Origin of the sequence: Acidovorax radicis N35, from assembly GCF_000204195.1 — a bacterium.
In the GTDB taxonomy this organism is placed as follows: domain Bacteria; phylum Pseudomonadota; class Gammaproteobacteria; order Burkholderiales; family Burkholderiaceae_C; genus Acidovorax; species Acidovorax radicis.
This window is the reverse complement of record NZ_AFBG01000025.1, coordinates 92,738-111,336: the sequence shown is the minus strand read 5'-3', so window position 1 is coordinate 111,336 and position 18,599 is coordinate 92,738. Positions and strand designations below refer to the sequence as shown.

The window sequence follows — 18,599 nt, the reverse complement described above, 5'->3', positions numbered from 1 at the left end:
TAGCCCTGTGCCTCTGCGCGTGCCGCAGGGGCCAGCGTGCCCACCAGGATGCACGCCGGCCCCTGCAATGCGGCGTCAGAAATCGAACGAGGCCGACAGGCGCACGGCGCGTGGCGCACCCACGTTCACCCGGCCCGCGCCCCAGATACTTTCAAAGTAAGCGCGGTTGGTGAGGTTGGTCACCGTGGCGCGCAGCACCACGGGTTGTGCGCCAAAACGCGTCGCATAGCGGGCGCCCACATCCAGCGTGGTCCAGGACGGCAGCTTCACGCTGTTGTCGCCCGTGAGCCACTGTGCACCCGTGTGGTTCACCCGGCCGTTCACCGACAGGCCCTGCACACCAGGGATGGCCCAGTCCGCGCCCAGGTTCAGCGTGAGCTTGGGCACGCCAAACTGCGCGCGGCCCTGGTTCACGCCCTTGGCGGTCTGGGTCTGCTCGGCCTCGGTGTAGGCCGCGCCACCCAGCAGCGTGAGGGCCGGGGTCAGCTGGCCGAACACGTTCCACTCCACGCCCCGGTTGCGCTGCTCGCCGTCCAGCACCTGGCGGTTGTTGGCTTCGATCAGGGCAGGCTTGCTGATCTGGAACAGGCTCACTGTCTGCGTCAGGCTGCCCGCAACCCACTTCACGCCCACCTCGGCCTGCTTGCTCTTGTAGGGCTTGAAGCTCTCTCCCTCGTTGGCATAGGGCGCCTTCACGGTGGTGCCGGCGCTCAGACCTTCCACGTAGTTGCCGTACAGCGAAACGTTCTCGCCCCAGGGCTTGGCGACCACGCCCACCAGTGGGGTCACGGCGCTCTCCTTGTACTTGTTGAGCTTCTGGTTGACCTGCTGCGCGCGCACGCCCAGGGTGAGCTGCACCCTGTCGTCGGCGAACGCCAGTGTGTCCACCACGCTCATTGCAGTCATCACGTCGTCGTTGAGGGGGTTGTAGGTGGAAGCCGCCCCGCCCGGCGGCATCGCAATGGGCCGGGGGTTGTAGATGTTGCTGTTGATGGCGGCCGTGCCATTGGCCCGGCTGCCACCCTGGTAGCTCATCACGTTGGCGGCCAGGGTCAGCTTGTGGGCCACGGCGCCGGTGCTGAACTGGCCGCGCACGCCCAACTCGGCCGTGGTGGTGTCGTACTCGCCCCAGGAGTTGTAGGCCGTGCCCGTGGCGTTGCCCGAAGCCGCGTTCGCCGCCGTCCACACCGGGCGCGTGCCGAAAATGAAGCCGTCGTATGCATGCTCGGCCTTGCCCGCCGATGCAAACGCCGTCCAGCCGGTATTGATCCGCGCCTGGCCGCGCACGATGAGGCCCTGCGTCAGCGTATTGCTGTAGACGCCTTCGCCGTAGAAGAAGTTGGTAGAACCATCGGGTGCCTTGGGCACCGTGGTCCAGCCCGTGATGATGGGCTGCATGGGCGAGCCCTTGCGCACCTTGTTCTTCAGCGAATAGGCATCGGCCTCCACGTTCCAGCCTTCGCCCTGGTAGTCCAGCGCCAGGTGGCCGATCTCGCGCGCCTTGGTCTGGTGGTCCAGCCAGGTCTCGCCGCCCGACAGCACGCCGTTGACACGCACGCCCAGGCGCTGGCCTTCGCCGAAGCGGCGCGACACGTCGGCGTGCACGCCCACGTTCGATTTGGACGAATAGGTGGTGGTCACGCGTGTGAGCGGCTCCTTGCCCGCGCGCTTGGGCACGAGGTTGATGGCGCCACCCACATCACCTGACGGCGGCAGCCCCATCATCATGGCGCCGGGGCCCTTGAGCACTTCCACGCGCTCGAAGATCTCGGTGGGCGTGTTCTGCTCGGGCGCGAGGCCGTAGGCACCATTGATGGCCATGGAACTGGCGCCCACGCCGAAGCCCCGGATGATGAAGTTCTCGACGATGTGGCCTTCGTTGGTGGTGGTGCGCACCGAAGGGTCGTTCTTGAGCACGGCGCCCACGGTCTGCGCCTGCTGGTCGGCAATGCCTTCGGCGGTGTAGCCCGTCATGTTGAAGGGCGTGTCCATCACGCCCACATTGCCCAGCACCCCCAGGCGCGTGCCCCGGGCCACCTGGCCACCGGGCGCGGCAGCGGGCAGGCTTTCGGGCGTCTCGGCCGCCGCGTTCACGGTCACTTCCTTGAGCACCACCGGGGCGGCCGGGCTTTGCGCCCAGGCTGCGCCGGCACTGGCGAACAAGGTCCACGCACAGGCCCGGGCGACCTGGCGCAAAGCAAAAGGGTGTGCCGGGGTGGCACCCCGGGATGGGCGGCGAGTCTGCATAGAGAAAGTCCTGAATCAAAAACGGTAGAAAAAGGGAACGCCACCCCGCCAACGGACTGCAAACAAGAATGAGTGCGATTTCATCCAGGACACAGACCCGCTCCAGGACGGAGCGGTAACAACGAAGTGCCCGGGACGTGTTGCAAGGCGTGCCGACTTGTTACATCCGGCATGCAGCGATGGTTCCACGCGGCCCGTGGACCTGTGTTTGCACGGTCAACAAAGATGTTTGCGGCACCCGCGCTGCCCGCAAAGAGCACATGGCCAAGCTACGTTGGAAGCGCCTTCCTGGGGAAGCGCACTGCCATGGAATCCGGGGCTTCGAATCTCCCCACGCGCCTGCAGCGGGCGCGGCCCCGCCAGGGCCGCCGCGCAAGGGCCGCCCCGCCGCGCTGGCGGCGTCCCCCTCTGGGGGAAGGCGCCGCAGGCGACTCAGGGGGGTTTCAGATTCGTGCCCGGGCCAGCTTGGGCGGCATGCCAAAGCGCTTGCGGTATGCCGTGGCGAAGTTGGCGGCGCTGTTGTAGCCCGCGACCAAGGCCGCCTGCCCTACCGTCAGGCCGTCGCATTCCAGCGCGTGGCGCGCCCGCTGCAGACGGTGTTCGCGCACAAAGTCGAACACCGTGGTGCCATACACCGCGCGGAAGTGCCGCTGCAGCGTGTTGGCATTGGTGCCTGCCTGGCGCGCCAGCGCATCGAGCGACATGTCCATCGCACCGTCGGTCTGCAAGAAGGCGTGCAGCGCGCGCATGCGCTTGTGCTCATGGGGCAGCAGGCGCAGTGCCGCCGCGGCCGGTGCCGGGGCGGGCGCGGGCGCTGGGGCTGGCCCCGGGGCGTGCTGCGCCAGGCTGCCCAGGGCTTCGCCCACCAGTTCCAGCGCGCGGCTTTCCAGGTACAGGTGCAGCAGCAGGGGGCTCAGGTCCGGCGCATGGGTGATCTGCTCTGCCAGCGCGGCAATGCGGGGCGACGGCTGCCAGTGGTGCATGGCCAGGTGCTGGCGGCGAAAGGCCTCGATGGCATCGGACGCTGCGGGCCCAGCCACCTGCTCCAGCCACTCGCCCCCCAGGCCCACGCTCACCCGGCGCGCGTAGGCCCCCCGGCGGGCGCGGCGCTCAAAGCGCTCGGGCTGGGCCACTGACACCAGCAGCGCGCGCGGCAGCCCTGGCTCCCGAGGGCGTTGGGCAGTAGCGCTCGACAGCGCCACGCGTCGCGGGCCATAGCTCACGTCCACCGAGCCCTCCAGCAGCACCACGATGCGCAGCCCCGCATCCATGTCACCACTGGCGGTGAAGTCCTGCGCGTCGGCCGCATCGTCGGCGTGCAGGTGCAGCCCGGGGCGCAAGACCCGCACCCGCTGCAGATGGCGCTGCAGCGACGCCTGCATGCCCTCCGACGGCGGCGCCGCTGGCTGGACATTCAAGGGGCTGACAACGGACATGGGCGCAGGTGCGAGGAGATGCAAAAAAGTGTGGATGAAAGCGCGGTGAAAAGGTGCGGGCCCGGGGTGGGCAAGGGATGTACCCGAACCACACCGGCCACGCCTGACGTTTGCGCAAAGGTTTTTCTCCACGGGGCAAACACGGCAGGCACCGCGCCATGGGATGCTAGCAACTTGCGATAATAAATGCAAATGATTCTCAATATTGCTTGTTGCCTGGGAGCTTCTTCAGCGGGCCCCCAGCCCCTCGCAGCCGTCCATGACCTTCACACTCCCCCGTTTTTTCGGCTCCCTGGGCGTTGCGCTCTGCGCCGTGCTCATCACCACAGCCCCGGTACAGGCCCAGGGCACACCCCAGACCGTCACCGACCTGGCAGGCCGCACCGTCACCCTGCCCGCCAAGGTGGACCGCATCCTGCTGGCTGAAGGCCGGCTGTTGCCTGCGCTGGGCGTGTTCGAGCGCGACGACGTGGCACGCCGCCTGGTGGGCATGATGGGCGACTACGAAACGCTGGACCCCGCCGGCTATGCGCAGTGGCGCAGCCGCTTCCCGCAGCTCGACAAGGTGCCCCGCGTGGGCCGCAACAACGCCGGCAGCTTCAGCGACGAGCAGGCGATAGCGCTGCGCCCGCAGGTCGCCATCCTGGGCCTGGCGGGTGGCCATGGGCCGAGCATGAACGACCGCGAGACCCTGGCCCGGCTGGAGGCGGCCGGCATCGCCGTAGTGTTCCTCGACTTCCGCCATGACCCGCTCAGGAACACGCCGCGCAGCATGGAACTGCTGGGCGCCGTGCTGGGCAAGCGCAAGGAGGCCGACGCTTTCAACACCCTGTGGCGGGCCCAGCTCGAACGGGTCGAGTCTCGCCTGCGCACCCTGCCGGCCGGCACCCGCCACCCCAGTGTGTTCCTCGAAAACCGGGTAGGGCTGGCCGACGACTGCTGCGCCACCATGGTGGGCCTGGTGGGCGTGCTGCTCGATGCCGCTGGCGCCGAGAACGTGGCGCGTGGCCGCATTCCGGGCGAGCACGGCACGCTCAACCCCGAGTTCCTGATCGCCACGCAGCCCCGGCTGTACATCGGCACCGGCATCGGCAGCATGGCCACTACCGAGAAGTCGCCTCTGCGCATCGTGCTGGGCGCTGACGCCACGCCCGAGGCGGCCCGCGCATCGCTGGCGCGTGCCACCCAGCGCAGAGGCATCGCCCAGCTGGAGGCCGTGCAGCAGAACGGGCGCGCCCACGCCATCTGGCACCACTACTACAACTCCCCCTTCAACGTGGTGGCGGTGCAGGTGTTTGCCAAATGGCTGCACCCCGCGCTGTTTGCCGACCTGGACCCGCGTGCCACGCTGCAGACCCTGTTCACCCAGTTCCAGCCCATACCGCTGACCGGCGTGTACTGGACCAGCCTCTGATGCCCGTGCCCCTGTCACCACAGGGTACGCGCCGCGCACTGCTTGCCGCAGGCGCCGGTGCGAGCCTGGGCTTGCTGGGTGGGTGCGCCCACGGCAAGGCTACGGCGCCACCGCTGCTGCAGGCAGCACCCGCCCAGCTGCCGGGCACGCACCAGCAGGATCTGCGCGACCCGGCCAGCGGCCGCACCTGGCGCATCTGGGTGCAGCAGCCTGCGGGCCCCGCGCCCGCCACGGGGTACCCGGTGCTGTATCTGCTCGACGGCAACGCCGCCTTTGCACTGGCGGCCCAGCTGGCCCGCAACAGCGCGGGGAGGCCCGGAGACATGGGCACCGACAGCACCATCGTGGTCGGCATCGGCCACCCTGGTGACGCCGTGATCCACCCGGCAGAACGCCAGCGCGACTACACACCTCCCGTGCCCGGCAGCACGGCCACACCCGAAGCAGGCGGCGCTGACATCCTGCTCGACTTCATTGCGCGCGAGTTGCAGCCGCGCGTGGCGCATGCCTTTGCCACTGACCCGCAGCGCCAGACCCTGAGCGGGCATTCGTTCGGCGGCTTGCTGGTGCTGCACGCACTGTTCACGCGCCCCGCGCAATTCACGCGGTACGCAGCCACCAGCCCCTCGGTGTGGTGGAACGGCGCACAGCTTCTGCGCACGGCCGGGCAGTTCGCACAGGTCCACGCGATGGCGCCGCGCCCCTTCCGGGCGCAGTTGCTGCTGCGCGTGGGCAGCCTGGAACAGGCGCAGACGGCACCCACCGCAGCCCGCGCTGCCATACAGGTCGAGCGCCGCATGGTCGAGCGCACCCTGGCGCTGGCCGACCAGCTGGGCGCTCTGCAGTGGCCCGAGCTGCGCGTGGACATGGCCATGCTGCCCGGCCTGGACCATGGCAGCGCCATGGCCCCGGGGCTCATCGACGCCCTGGCATTGGCCCAGCAGCCCCGCTGAAAAACACGGACGCTCTGAAACCCTTTCGCGCACCACACGCCCTATACCGGAATTGCCTCCGTTGAACCCAGCCACTGCCTCTCCCTTGCCCGTAGCCATGGCCTCCACCGATTCGCTCGCGCAGCGCTACGGGCATTTCGTGCGCCGGCGTCTGCTGCTGCTGGCCACCTTGCTGGCCGTGCTGTGCGCCAGCGTCGTGGCCGACATTGCACTCGGGCCCTCCACCTTCGCGTTTGCCGACGTGCTGCGCGGCCTCTTCGCGCCCGACGCCCTGCCGCAGGCGCAGCAGGTCATCCTGTGGGAAGTGCGCCTGCCCTATGCAGTGATGGCCGTGCTGGTGGGCGCCAGCCTGGGCCTGGCCGGGGCCGAGATGCAGACCGCGCTCAACAACCCGCTGGCCAGCCCGTTCACGCTGGGCGTGTCGGCCGCTGCGGCGGTGGGCGCGTCAGCCGCCGTGGTCAGCGGTTTCACGCTGCTGGCCTGGGGCGAGAACCTCGCGGTGCCGCTGTGCGCCTTTGCTGGAGCAGCGTGTGCCACGGCGTTGATCCAGCTGCTGGCCTGGCGCCAGGGCGCCAGCGTGGACACGGTGGTGTTGTTCGGCATCGCGCTGCTGTTCAGCTTCGAGGCGCTGCTGTGGCTGCTGCAGTTCATTGCCGACAGCAACGCGCTGCAGCAGATCGTGTTCTGGACCATGGGCAGCCTGGGCCGCGCCACCTGGACCAAGATCGGCATCGTGGGCACCGTGCTGGCGCTGTGCATGCTTTGGTCGGCGCACCAGGCCTGGGCCCTCACGGCGCTGCGCGCGGGCGAGGACCAGGCGCGCAGCTTCGGCATCGCGGTGGAGCGGCTGCGCCTGGTGACACTGCTGCGCGTAAGCCTGCTGGCGGCCACCGCCCTGTCGTTCGTGGGCACCATCGGCTTCGTGGGCCTGGTGGGACCACACATCGCGCGCATGCTGCTGGGCGAAGACCACCGCTACTACCTGCCGGGCAGCGCGCTGGCCGGGGCGCTGATGCTGTCGCTCGCGTCCATCCTGAGCAAGGCGCTGGTGCCCGGCGTGGTGCTGCCCATCGGCGTCATCACCGCGCTGGTGGGCGTGCCGCTGTTCATGGTGCTGGTGCTGCGCCAAAGAAGGGCTGCATGAAGCACCACCTGAGCCGCTGCGCGTCTTCCCCCTCTCTCACATTGCCGCGCAATGCGGGAGGGGGACGCCCCCAGCGCGGCGGGGCGGCCCTTGCGCGGGGGCGCTGGCCTGGGCCGCGTCAGTTTCATTGGCTGCTGAGGGTGCGTAGCGCCATGGAGGCTTGATATGACAACAGGCCTGACCCTCGAACAACTCACCGCTGGCTACCCCGGCCGGGCCGTGCTGCAGGGCGTGGACCTGCCTTGCGTGCCCGCCGGCACCTTGGTGGCCGTGGTGGGCCCCAATGCCGTGGGCAAGTCCACGCTGCTCAAGGCCGTGGCCGGGCTGCGGCCCGCACAGGGGCGCGTGCTGCTGGAAGGGACCGACCTGGCCATGCTGGCCCCGCGCGAACGCCTGCGCCTCGTGGGCTACCTGCCCCAGGCACTGCCGCAGAGCACCTCGCTCGTGGCCTACGAGACCTGGCAGAGCGCCCTGCGCGCCAGCCGCAGCGAATGGAGCACCGCGCAGCGCGAGGCGGCCATCGAGTCGGTGGTGGCGGCGCTGGGGCTGCAGGCGCTGGCGCTGCGCCGGCTCGACGAACTGTCGGGCGGCCAGCGCCAGATGGTGGGTCTGGCCCAGGTCATCGTGCGCGCGCCGCGCCTGCTGCTGCTGGACGAACCCACCAGCGCCCTCGACCTGCGCTGGCAGCTGCAGGTGCTGCAGGCCGTGCGCGCCATGGTGCAGCAGCAGGGCGCGATCGGCCTGGTGGCCGTGCACGACCTGAACCTGGCCCTGCGCTTTTGCCAGCACGTGCTGGTGCTGGGCGGCGGCACGGTGCTGGCTGCCGGCGAGCCCGCGCAGGTGCTCACCCCTGCCCTGCTGCAGCGTGCCTATGGCGTCGAGGCCCGCGTGGAGCGCTGCTCGAAAGGCAATTTGCTGGTGTTGGCCGATGCAGCGCTGCCACTGTCCGAACCCTTTTCCCCCACAACAACATCCCCGCACCCATGATGCAACGCCAGGGCCACCTGCCCACCACCGAGGCCAGCCGCTACCTGCAGCGCCTGTGTTACCACTTCACCCGCAAGATCCGCGTGACCTACGACGCACACCATGGCGAGGCCCACTTTCCCTGGGGCCTGTGCGTGTTGCGCGCGGATACCGAGGCCTTGCGTTTCGACTGCAGCGCCGAGGACGATGCCAGCCTGGCGCGCGTGCAGTTCGCCATCGACTCGCATGTGGAGCTGTTCTCGCGCAAGAGCCCCATGGCCGTGTGCTGGCAGCCGGCGCAGACCGGCCCAGGCGCTGGCGTCGCGCCAGAAATTTGAACAAAATCAGGCCCTAGCGCCTATTCAGCAAGCGCTGGCAGCTATCAAATTTGATAGATCCAGGCACACAGGGGCGCCCGACAGGTCAGCCGCGTTGGGCGGCTTGGTAGAGGCCCTGCACCTTCGGCACGTTCATTTCCAATTCCTTGATGCGCGCCGGACCCGAGGGGTGGGTGGAGAGGAAGGCCAGCCCGCCCTGCTTGTTGCCGCTGGCGTTGCCCATCTTTTGCCACAGGCTCACGGCCGCCGAAGGCTGGTAGCCCGCGCGGGCGGCCAGCTCCAGCCCCACCAGGTCGGCATCGGTCTCGTCCGACCGGCTGAACTGCAACGTGAGCAGTTGCCCGCCCAGGCTGGCAGCCGCATTGCCCAGGTCTCCCAGGCCGAGCAGCTGCGAGCCCAGGCGCAGCGCCAGGTTGGTGCCCTGCGTCTTGGCGATGCGCTCACGCGCATGCTCGCGCAGCGCGTGGGCCATTTCGTGGCCCATGATCATCGCGGCTTCGTCGTCGGTGAGTTTGAGCTGGTCGAGGATGCCGGTATAGAACGCAATCTTGCCGCCGGGCATGCAGAACGCGTTGATCTGCTGGCTGCCAATGAGGTTGACCTCCCAGCGCCACTGCCTGGCGCGCTCGTTCCAGGGCGTGGCGTGCGGGATCAGCCGCTTGGCAATGGCGTGCAGGCGCTGCAGCTGCGGGTGGTTGTCGGGCGCCAGCGCACGTTTGGCCTTGGCCTGCTGCAGCATCTGCTGGTACTGCTGGGCCGCAGAGTTTTCCAGCGTCTCGGCGGGCACCAGCTTGCGCAGGCTGGACGCGGTACCCACATCCACCTGCGCCAGCACCGGCGCCGCAGCGCTGACACCTGCTGCCAGCAGGAAGGCGCGGCGCGCCGACCATGGGGACGACGGCGCAACAGAGGGAGCGGGGCAGAAAAGACACATACAAGGCAATCCCAAAAGGAATAATGAGCAGCGCTGGCACACAACACACCAGAGTCTGCTGCGCAGATGGAGGCCGACAGACTGGCTACAAGGGTGCGTCGGCGATGATAGACAAAACCCACGCTCGCCCATGTCAGACACCTCCACATCTTCCCGCCCCAGCCTCGCACCCAGCACCGCCCCGGACAAGCCCCCGCGCACGCCCTGGCTGCAGACGCTGCGCGTGTACCTGGAGCCCGCCAGCCTGCGCATGCTCACGCTCGGGTTCTCCGCCGGGCTGCCATTGCTGCTGGTGCTGGGCACGCTGAGCTTTCGCCTGCGCGAAGCGGGCATTGACCGCAGCACCATTGGGTATCTGAGCTGGGTGGGCCTGGCCTACGGCTTCAAGTGGGTGTGGGCGCCGCTGGTGGACCGCATGCCGATCCCGCTGCTCACCCAGGCGCTGGGGCGCCGCCGCAGCTGGCTGCTGCTGTCGCAGGCACTCATCGTAGGCGGGCTCATCGGCATGGCGCTGGCCGACCCGCGCCAGACGCTGGGACCCATCGTGTGGTGCGCGCTCGCGGTGGCGTTTGGCTCAGCCACGCAGGACATTGCGTTGGATGCGTTTCGCATCGAATCTGCCGACGCCAATCACCAGGCCGCGCTGGCAGCCTCGTACCAGACAGGCTACCGCCTGGCCATGATCTGGGCCGGTGCGGGCGTGTTGTGGATTGCGGCGCGCGCCGAGGTCGCGCCCGCCGTGGGCCAGGCCATGTTGCAGGGCGCGGCGGCGTACCAGAACAGCGCATGGCTGAAGGCCTACCTCGTGATGGCCGCCTCCATGGCCGTGGGCGTGGTTACGGTCCTGTTCTCGCGCGAGCCAGCGCCGCGGGCCGCCTCCGAAGAACGACTGGAGCTGAGTCAGGCCATCACGCGGCTGGCGCTCAAGGGCGTGCCGCTTTGGGCCCTATTGGTGGTGCCCATGGTGGCGGTGGCGATCAGGTTTGGAAAGTTGCCAATGCTGCTGGTGTATTCATTGGCGCCGCCCCGGTGGCTTGGGCTAGTCGCGGACGTTGCCAGCACCGGTTTGACCCTGCTTGTGCTCGGATATCTGCTGCGCTCTCTGGCACGCAAGAACGTTCGGGTGCCCGCACCAGCGGCGCTGCGCCCTTCGTTGGCCTGGCTGGAAATCGCGGTGTTTTACCCCTTCAAGGACTTCGTTCAGCGCTATGGCAAACAAGCCATCCTCATCCTCGCGCTCATCGCCGTCTACCGCATCAGCGATGTGGTCATGGGCATCATGGCCAACCCGTTCTATGTGGACATGGGCTTCACCAAGGACGAGGTGGCCGCCGTCACCAAGGTGTACGGCGTGATCATGACGCTGGCCGGTGCTTTCGTGGGCGGCGTGCTGTCGATGCGTTTTGGCGTGATGCGCATCCTGATGCTGGGCGCCATCCTGAGCGCCGCCAGCAACCTGCTGTTCGCCTGGCTGGCGGGCCACGGGCACGATGTGACCGCGCTGATCGCCGTGGTCTCGGCCGACAACCTGGCCAGCGGGATTGCCTCGGCCGCGTTCATCGCCTACCTGTCGAGCCTGACCAACGTCAGCTACTCGGCCACGCAGTACGCACTGTTCAGCTCGATGATGCTGCTGCTGCCCAAATTTGTAGCGGGCTTCTCGGGCGACTATGTGAATGCCTTCGGCTACGCGCACTTCTTCACGGCCACCGCGATGCTGGGGCTGCCGGTGCTGGTGCTGGTATGGCTGGCTGCACGGGTTCGGGCGCCATCGGCAACGCCACCCGCACACAGGTCCCCTGACCCGGCGCAGCCGTGATCTCCAGCTGCGCGCCAATGGCCTGCGCCCTGGCCCGCATGTTGGCCAGCCCCTGCCCTCCAAGCTGGGCCGAACTCTCCATGCCGACTCCGTTGTCGGCAATCTCCAGCACCAGATGCGGCGGCTGGCCCGGCCCATCCTGATGGCGGGCACTCACCCGCACGGTGCTGGCCTGCGCGTGCCGCAGCACGTTGGTGAATGCCTCCAGCAGGAGGCGTTGGATCTGCAGCACCATGTGCGGCGTGAGACTTTCTAGGGCGGGGAGCTCCTCCACCTGCCAATCCACCTGGATGCCTGTGGCCGCCAGGCGCGGTTGCATCCGGTAGCGCAGCGTGGCCAGTACCGTAGCCAGATCACCACCCACCGGCTGGATGGCATCCACGGCCATGCGCAGTTCATCCAGCGCAGCATTCGCGTGCTCGCGCAGCTGGGCGTTGGTGCGGCCTTTGCCAATGAGGCTGAGCAACCCCACCAGTTGCGAACCCACGCCGTCGTGAATGTCGCGCATGATGCGCTGGCGCTCCAGGAGCGCGGCATGCTGGGCGTGCTCCTGCTGCAACAGGGCGTAGCTGACCTGCAGCTCCTGCTCGCGCTGGCGAACCTTCTCGTCCAGCGAATTGCTCAAGCCCTGGTAGGCACGCACCTGCCGGGCGTAGCGGTTCAGGATGAGCCATCCCATGAGCAGCACGAACAGCATGGTGGCCAGTGGCAGATAAGAAGAACGGCCCACACTTTCTGTGGACACCCGAATTTCCAGGAAATCGTAAAGTCCTGCGCCGATGGGAATAAAGCTGGCAAGACACAACGCGATGGCTTCTGGCTGCCGGGCCACCAGCGCCTCTCGTGCCGCAACGGCATACGCCCAGAATGCAGGCACAAACAGCAGTGCCAGGGCGGCAGTCCAGCACCAGGGCTGCCCAAACCCAAAGCCCCCCACGACCAGTGACGCCTCGGCGGCCAGCAGCATCCAAAAGCCCCGCCTGGCCCCCACACCGTCCCGGCCCACCAGCGCCAAGGCGAAGCGCACCAACAACAGCATGTGAACCGTCAACGAGAAAGCCACGATGCCGCCCCATAGCGGCCACCCCAGGGGGGATGTCTCCCACAGCCGATCGCCATACCGCAGCATCCCGAACGGCGCGCAAAGCGCAAAATAGCCATACACAGGCTCGCGATTCAGGTGCCACAGCCCCCCGGCAACCACGCCCGTGAGTGCCAGCGCAAACACCACGGCCACCGCGCCCCACTGCCGCCAGATATAGCGCTCGCGGTATTGCGGCAGCAACGTGGCCTCTGGCCCGAAACGTGGCGCGGCCAACCCTCCCCAACGTACGGGTTGCACCGCCACACGCACCTCCAGCGCCGTGGAAGCGGTGCTGGAAAGGAGGCTTGTAGGTACAGGCACCCACAGCGGCGCCTTGGTTGCATCGTTGCGGCTGTCTCCGAGAACGCCGCGATGCGCTATCAGATCACCCCCCACATATATTTCCACCTGGTTTCCCACACGAGGGAAATAAAGACCCCGCAGCACGCCGTCCGGGGCGACCGGGGGCAGGACGAGCTGGTAGCGGGCGCGCCCTGCCAGCCCTGGATAGGCCTTGTCCCAAAGATGAGGAAGTTTCACCTGTCCTGACCAGGCCGGAGCCCCCTCCGGCTCCAGGTACGCCTGCGCAATGTCAATCGTGTCCGCACCCACCTGCGCCTGCACCGCGCTGCACAGAAGCATCGACAAAGCCACCACCACACGCCATGCCCACGCACGCCCCAAGCACGGGAGCTTGCTACAACAGCCCCAGCTGTCGTGCCTCAAAAATCGCTTCCGTCTTTGAGTGAACGGCCAATTTGTTGTAGATATTCTTGACATGGGATTGGACGGTGGACGGCGCGATGCCAAGGATCTCTGCGGCTTCGGCATAGGTAAATCCGCGTGCGAGTTTGGCCAGAATTTCCCTCTCGCGCACCGTCAAGGTTTCGGCGACTGGCAATGGCCCCTGTGGCAAGGGCACAGGGGACAGCCGGGCCAGCAGCTGACGCGCAATGATGGGCGTCATCGGGGAACCCCCTGCGTTGAGGCTCAGCACATGTTCCGCCAGATCGTCTTCGGTGCCATCCTTGAGCAGGTAGCCGCGTGCGCCCGCCTCGAAAGCGCGCATCATGTTCGCCTCGTCGCCAAACATGGTGATGACCATGATCTCGGTACCTGGAGACAATTTCTGGCACTGGCGGATCACTTCCAGACCCGATCCATCCGGCAGACCGAGATCCACCAGGAGCACATCCACACTGTTCTCGCGCAACCAGGCGACCATCTCGCTCACTGTGGCCGCGGCATAGGCCAGACACAGGCGCTTTGCACGCGCGAGCGCCCGTGCAAAGCGCTCACGGGTGCGCGGGTCGTCTTCCACGATAGCGACGGAGATGCCCAGGTCTTGCACGGCGGAGCGGTGCTCGGAGGATTTCATGCGGGGGCCCGAGCCTTGGTCTCTGGCTGCAAAGCCCCATTCGCCGCCATTTCAGCGCCCTCTTGCCGCACATCCCTGGCCTGCGGCCCACGCATTGAATCCAGGGGGTTCGCCGCGTCCATGTAGGAGGTGAAGACGATTTTCATGCGCTTAAGCGTAGAGGCAAAGCAGGGGACGCACAAGAAGCCGCAGCTCCCATGTTCATGGCATGCGCACATTTCGTGGTTTGGAGAAAGTCAGATCAACGGGTGACCAAGGGCACGCCTGGCGGAGCCTTGTCGCCAACGGCCGTGACCCGCAGTGGTGCTTCATCCATCAAAGGCCGTCCCGGCACATCTGCTCCAGATGCAAAGGCGGCGCGGAGCGGCACGATGGTCATCGGCAAAACCACATGCACAACAACTTCTGCGAGGCACTTGGACGCCAAAGCCTGGAGGCTCATGTGCATCCAGCGGGGCTTGTCACCGGACTGCATCCAACCCGTGCTGCCAAGGGCACGTTTTCACGCTCCCCCAGGGGAGCTTTTTTTATTGCGCTCCACTGACCGTTGGCTCCCGTCCAGGCACGGCACGCCGGGATTTGCTTTACGGAAGCTTTACCTGGCCGATAAAACCGCGTGACGGCCCGTCGCCACCATGAGAGGCACCCCCCACTACACTGCCCCCATGAGCTCCCAACTGCTGATGATCGAAGACGATGCCCGCCTTGCACAGATGGTGGGCGAGTACCTGGGCCAGTCGGGCCTGCAGGTCACGCACCGTGCGGACGGCAAAAGTGGCCTGGCGCAGCTGCAGGGGCCCGATGCCGGGCCACTGCCCGACCTGGTGATCCTCGATCTCATGCTGCCCGACATGGACGGCCTGGAAGTGTGCCGTCGCATCCGCTCGCTGCAAGGCAACGCGGCCCAGGTGCCGGTGCTCATGCTCACCGCCAAGGGCGACCCCATGGACCGCATCATTGGCCTGGAGCTGGGCGCCGACGACTATCTGCCTAAGCCTTTTGAACCCCGCGAGCTGCTGGCCCGCATCCGCGCCATCCTGCGCCGCCGCACCGATGGCGGCAACGCGGCGGCGGCCACGCAGGTGCTGCGCTTCGGCACACTGGAGATCGACCGCGACGCTCGCACCGTGACCGTGGCCGGCGAGCTGGCCGACCTCACCTCCTACCAATTCGATTTGCTCGTGGCGCTCGCCGAGCGCGCGGGCCGCGTGCTCACGCGCGACCAGATCATGGAGGCCGTGCGCGGCCGCGAGCTGGAAGCGTTCGACCGCTCCATCGACGTGCACATGGGCCGCATCCGTGCCGCCATCGAGGCCGACGCCAAGAACCCGCGCCGCATCCTCACCGTGCGCGGCGTGGGCTATGTATTCGCGAAACAACAAGACTGACCGGTGGAGCGCGGCCTTGCCACGGCGCGCACCCCCGCTTTGCTGAATGTCCCTCTCCACCCCCTTTTCCCGCCGCCTGTACCTGCGCATCTGGCTCGCCGTGGTCGGCGGCATCGCGGTGCTCACGCTGACCGTAGGCTGGGCCTGGCGCATGGCCGAGGAGCAGAAGGCACAGACCACGCAGCCGTTTGTGCCGCCCTCGCGCGAGATGGTGCTGCGCGACCCCACGGGCAACCTGGTGCTGAAGGGCCTGGCCACACGCCAGCCCACGGAACCCGGCGAAGGGGCCGAGTTCCATATTGAGTCCGACACGGGCCAGTCCTTCACGCTCCAGATGGCGCCCCGCCAGCCCCGGGGTGACCGAGGCGGCGGCCGGCCGGGAGGCGGGGGCCCCAACCAGGGCGACGCCGCGTTCTGGACCCGCCCGCCGTTTGGCTTCCTGTGGCTCCTAGGCATCGTGGGCCTGGCCGTGGCCGTGGGCGTGTACCCCATCATCCGGCGCCTCACGCTGCGGCTGGAAGCGCTGCAGCGCAGCGTGCAGAAGTTTGGCGAGGGCGACTTGTCGGTGCGTGTGCCCGAGCAGGGGCAGGACGAGGTGGCCGACCTCGCGCGCCAGTTCAACGCCGCCGCGGCGCGCGTGGAAACGCTGGTCAAGTCGCACAAATCCCTGCTGGCCAACGCCTCGCACGAACTGCGCTCGCCGCTCACCCGCATCCGCATGGGCATGGAGCTGATGGGCGGGCAGCAGCCCTCGCCCGCCTTCCGTGAGGAGATCCTGCGCAACATCGCCGAGCTGGACCAGCTGGTGGACGAAATCCTGCTGGCCAGCCGCCTGGATGCGCGCGAGGCCGATGTGGGCACCGTGGAGCTGGTCGACCTGATTGGCCTGGCCGCCGAGGAATGCGCGCGCGTGGATGCCGACCTGGATGTGAGTTCGGATTCAGTGGATGTGCGCGGCGTCTCCAAGCTGCTGCGCCGCGCCATCCGTAACCTGCTGGAGAATGCACGCCGCTACAGCACGGGTGACATCACCGTGGCGGTGCTCCGCCGCCAGGGCCATGCCGAAGTGCGCGTGAGCGACCGGGGGCCGGGCGTGCCTGTGACCCACCGCGAACGCATCTTCGAGCCCTTCTATCGGCTGCCCGGCGCCAGCGAACGTGCCGGTGGCGTGGGCTTGGGGCTGGCACTGGTGCGGTCCATTGCGGGGCGCCACAACGGCACCGTGCACTGCGAAGACCGCGAGGGCGGCGGCGCCTGCTTCGTGCTGCGGTTGCCGGTCAGCACGGCTGGCGCCAGCGCCACGCCATGACGCCGTAAATCACCGCCCCCATCACCAGCATCGAGCCCGCCACGGCGAGCGCCCAATCGAACCCCTGCGCCTGAGAGCCCGCGCGCGCCAGCAGCGCAGCCGCCATGGGCGGCCCCACGATCTGGCCGATGCCATACAGCGCGGTCATCAAGCCCGTGAAACCCGCGCCCGCTTGCGGCCACTGGTAGCGGGCCTCCTGCAGCGCAAAGAACGTGATGGCTGTGAAGGGCAGGCCCAGGAGCAGACTGCCGAGCGCAAAGCCCGCAGGCCCGGGCCACAACACGCCCAGTGCCACACCGCCGGCCTGCAGCACATAGGCCACGGCCAGCAGCAGGCGCCGGTCCCGCGCGGGGCTGATGCGCGTGGAGAGCAGCGCGCCCAGCGCCACGCCCGCACCAAAGATCGGCCAGAACAGATCAGGCCACACCGACCCCGCTGGCAAGGCGGCGCGCGCGATGACCGGCAGGAACGTGGCGGTGACGATGTATCCCAGGCCGGCAAGGCCATACGCGGCGGCCAGCAGCGACCGCTCGGCTGCAGGGCGCGGTGGGGGCATGGACAACCCGGTGGCGGCGGCGCCGGATGTACCGGTGGCTGACGCATCGCCATCGTGAAAGACGCGCCATGCACCCGTGCACAGCACCGCTGCCAGCACCGCAAAGGCCGCCCAGCCCGCGGCAGCGCTCCAGCCCGCCGCCACCATGGCGCTGGTCAGCAAACCGGTGATGACAATACCCAGCCCCGGCCCGCAGAAGATCAACCCACCCCAGGCCGGGCGCCCCAGGTGCGCCAACCGCCCCATGCACCAGTTGGCCGTTCCCAGAAACACCAGCGCGCTGGCCACGCCCGCCAGCAGGCGCAGCAGCGGCCAAGACACCGGCCACGGCAGGGCCAACAGCCCTGTGAGCAGCACCGTGGCAACCAGCCCGCCACGCACCAGGGCCGCATTGCCGGGCACCGCGCCCACGCGCCGGCCCAGCCAGGGCAAGGCCATGTACAGCAGCGCCCCCGCCAGGTAGCCGGCGTAGTTGGCCGTGGCCAGCCAGCTGCCGGCGGCGATGTCCACCACGCCGTCGTGCAGCATCATGGGCAAGAGCGGGGTGAAGGCGAAGCGGCCGATGCCCATGGCCGCGGCCAGTGCGGCCATGCCGGCCAGGGCCACGCGCAGCGCTGCGGCGCCGTCGGTGTGCGGATGATCGGCGGAGGGAGAAAAAGACGCCTGGGTCACGGTGCAGGGTGGTGGAGGGTTGCCACGGCGGTGGAGGGTGTTTATCATCTTAACAAGAGATTGAATTTTTGTGATTCATACTTTTTGAAGATGGACAAAGCCCCGCCCCTTCTGGACCTCGCCACCCTCGACATCTTCCGCACTGTGGCGGCAGAGGGCAGCGTCACGCGCGCGGCCGAGCGGCTGTCGCGTGTGCAGTCCAACGTGACGACGCGGGTGCGCCAGCTGGAGGCCGACCTGGGCACGCCGCTCTTCCTGCGCGAGGGCAAGCGCATGGCGCTCACGCCCGAGGGCCAGGTGCTGCTGGGCTATGCCGACCGGCTGCTCGCGCTGGCCGAGGAGGCGCGGCAGGCGCTGCAACCCGGCCCGCCCGCCGGGCGCCTGCGCCTGGGGTCGATGGAAAGCACGGCCGCCAGCCGCCTGCCCGCGCCGCTGGCGCGGCTGCACAGCCGATGGCCCGGCGTGGCGCTGGAGCTGACGACCGCCGCGACCCGCGTGCTGGTGGAGCGCCTGCGCGCGCACGCGCTCGACGCGGTGCTGGTGGCCTGGCCGCCAGGCCAGCCCGCAGACCCGGCCCTGGAAACCCGGCCGGTGTTCACTGAAGAGCTGCTGCTGGTCCTGCCCGCCGGCCACCCGCATGCCGCCGGCCCCGACCAGGTGCAGCCCGGCACGCTGGCGGTTTTCGAGCCCGGCTGCACCTACCGCCGCATCGCGCAAGAGTGGTTTGTGCCCCGGCGGCAGCCGATGCAGTTGCTGGAGCTGGGCTCGTACCACGCCATCCTGGCCAGTGTGGCGGGCGGCGGCTGCGCGGGCATCGTGCCGCGCTCGGTGCTCAGCATCTCGCCGCATGCGGCCCTGCTGAGCCAGCAGCAGATCACCACCATCACCACCTTGCTGGCCTGGCGCCAGGGCTACCGCTCGGCCGCGCTCGATGCGCTGCAGCAGGTGCTGGTCGACTGAC

Annotated in this window: 15 protein-coding genes; 9 read left to right on the top strand and 6 right to left on the bottom strand. The window is 68.3% G+C overall.

Annotation, left to right across the window (positions count from 1 at the left end; translation table 11 throughout):
* Positions 1–75: 75 nt before the first annotated feature.
* Positions 76–2,247 (bottom strand): TonB-dependent receptor, encoded by a 2,172-nt coding sequence (locus tag ARADN35_RS0124785; RefSeq protein ID WP_010467034.1) that lies wholly within the window; start codon positions 2,245–2,247, stop codon positions 76–78.
* Between the two features lie 443 nt (positions 2,248–2,690).
* Entirely contained in the window at positions 2,691–3,683 is a 993-nt protein-coding gene (locus ARADN35_RS0124780) for a helix-turn-helix transcriptional regulator (RefSeq protein ID WP_029414392.1), read from the bottom strand.
* A gap of 259 nt (positions 3,684–3,942) precedes the next feature.
* Here ARADN35_RS0124780 and ARADN35_RS0124775 point away from each other — a divergent pair, with 259 nt between their 5' ends.
* The 5 genes from ARADN35_RS0124775 to ARADN35_RS0124755 all read left to right on the top strand — a co-directional run bounded on the left by ARADN35_RS0124775 (position 3,943) and on the right by ARADN35_RS0124755 (position 8,498).
* On the top strand, positions 3,943–5,097 hold the full coding sequence (locus ARADN35_RS0124775) for an ABC transporter substrate-binding protein (RefSeq protein WP_010467031.1): 1,155 nt from the start codon (positions 3,943–3,945) through the stop codon (positions 5,095–5,097).
* Entirely contained in the window at positions 5,097–6,050 is a 954-nt protein-coding gene (locus tag ARADN35_RS0124770; RefSeq protein WP_010467028.1) for an alpha/beta hydrolase, read from the top strand. Before ARADN35_RS0124775 ends, ARADN35_RS0124770 begins: the two co-directional genes overlap by 1 nt.
* Positions 6,051–6,147: 97 nt before the next feature.
* Entirely contained in the window at positions 6,148–7,194 is a 1,047-nt protein-coding gene (locus ARADN35_RS0124765) for a FecCD family ABC transporter permease (protein WP_010467021.1), read from the top strand.
* A 165-nt stretch (positions 7,195–7,359) separates the two neighbouring features.
* Positions 7,360–8,181, top strand: coding sequence for an ABC transporter ATP-binding protein (locus tag ARADN35_RS0124760; protein ID WP_010467020.1), 822 nt, complete (start codon positions 7,360–7,362; stop codon positions 8,179–8,181).
* Complete coding sequence (locus ARADN35_RS0124755; protein ID WP_010467019.1) at positions 8,178–8,498, top strand: DUF2218 domain-containing protein; 321 nt, start codon at positions 8,178–8,180, stop codon at positions 8,496–8,498. The genes ARADN35_RS0124760 and ARADN35_RS0124755 overlap by 4 nt, the downstream gene beginning before the upstream one ends.
* An 85-nt stretch (positions 8,499–8,583) precedes the next feature.
* On the opposite strand, the gene ARADN35_RS0124750 is transcribed toward ARADN35_RS0124755, so the two are convergent.
* A complete protein-coding gene (locus tag ARADN35_RS0124750; protein ID WP_050812579.1) occupies positions 8,584–9,432 on the bottom strand; it encodes a M48 family metallopeptidase in 849 nt (282 codons plus the stop codon).
* Positions 9,433–9,562: 130 nt separating this feature from the next.
* On the opposite strand from ARADN35_RS0124750, the gene ARADN35_RS28130 reads away from it, so the two are divergent.
* Positions 9,563–11,251 carry an AmpG family muropeptide MFS transporter gene (locus tag ARADN35_RS28130; protein ID WP_010467017.1) on the top strand — a complete coding sequence of 563 codons (1,689 nt, stop codon included), beginning with the start codon at positions 9,563–9,565 and terminating at the stop codon, positions 11,249–11,251.
* Here ARADN35_RS28130 and ARADN35_RS27595 read toward each other — a convergent pair.
* Together ARADN35_RS27595 and ARADN35_RS0124730 are read right to left on the bottom strand one after the other, a co-directional pair.
* Positions 11,133–12,977 (bottom strand): sensor histidine kinase, encoded by a 1,845-nt coding sequence (locus ARADN35_RS27595; protein ID WP_244265947.1) that lies wholly within the window; start codon positions 12,975–12,977, stop codon positions 11,133–11,135. The two genes, ARADN35_RS28130 and ARADN35_RS27595, sit on opposite strands and share 119 nt — an antisense overlap.
* 55 nt (positions 12,978–13,032) lie before the next feature.
* Positions 13,033–13,686, bottom strand: coding sequence for a response regulator transcription factor (locus tag ARADN35_RS0124730; RefSeq protein WP_029414389.1), 654 nt, complete (start codon positions 13,684–13,686; stop codon positions 13,033–13,035).
* A gap of 692 nt (positions 13,687–14,378) precedes the next feature.
* On the opposite strand from ARADN35_RS0124730, the gene ARADN35_RS0124720 reads away from it, so the two are divergent.
* Both ARADN35_RS0124720 and ARADN35_RS0124715 read left to right on the top strand, forming a co-directional pair.
* Positions 14,379–15,101, top strand: a complete 723-nt coding sequence (locus tag ARADN35_RS0124720) for a response regulator (RefSeq protein WP_010467012.1) — start codon at positions 14,379–14,381, stop codon at positions 15,099–15,101.
* 46 nt (positions 15,102–15,147) lie between these two features.
* Positions 15,148–16,410, top strand: coding sequence for a HAMP domain-containing sensor histidine kinase (locus tag ARADN35_RS0124715; RefSeq protein ID WP_010467011.1), 1,263 nt, complete (start codon positions 15,148–15,150; stop codon positions 16,408–16,410).
* Here the strand turns inward: ARADN35_RS0124715 and ARADN35_RS0124710 are convergent.
* Positions 16,379–17,686 (bottom strand): YbfB/YjiJ family MFS transporter, encoded by a 1,308-nt coding sequence (locus ARADN35_RS0124710; RefSeq protein WP_081474710.1) that lies wholly within the window; start codon positions 17,684–17,686, stop codon positions 16,379–16,381. The two genes, ARADN35_RS0124715 and ARADN35_RS0124710, sit on opposite strands and share 32 nt — an antisense overlap.
* Before the next feature lie 42 nt (positions 17,687–17,728).
* Between ARADN35_RS0124710 and ARADN35_RS0124705 the strand changes: the two genes are divergently transcribed.
* The gene (locus ARADN35_RS0124705) at positions 17,729–18,598 is read left to right on the top strand and encodes a LysR family transcriptional regulator (protein WP_279626877.1); all 870 of its coding nucleotides are present in this window, start codon (positions 17,729–17,731) and stop codon (positions 18,596–18,598) included.
* Position 18,599: the final 1 nt, after the last annotated feature.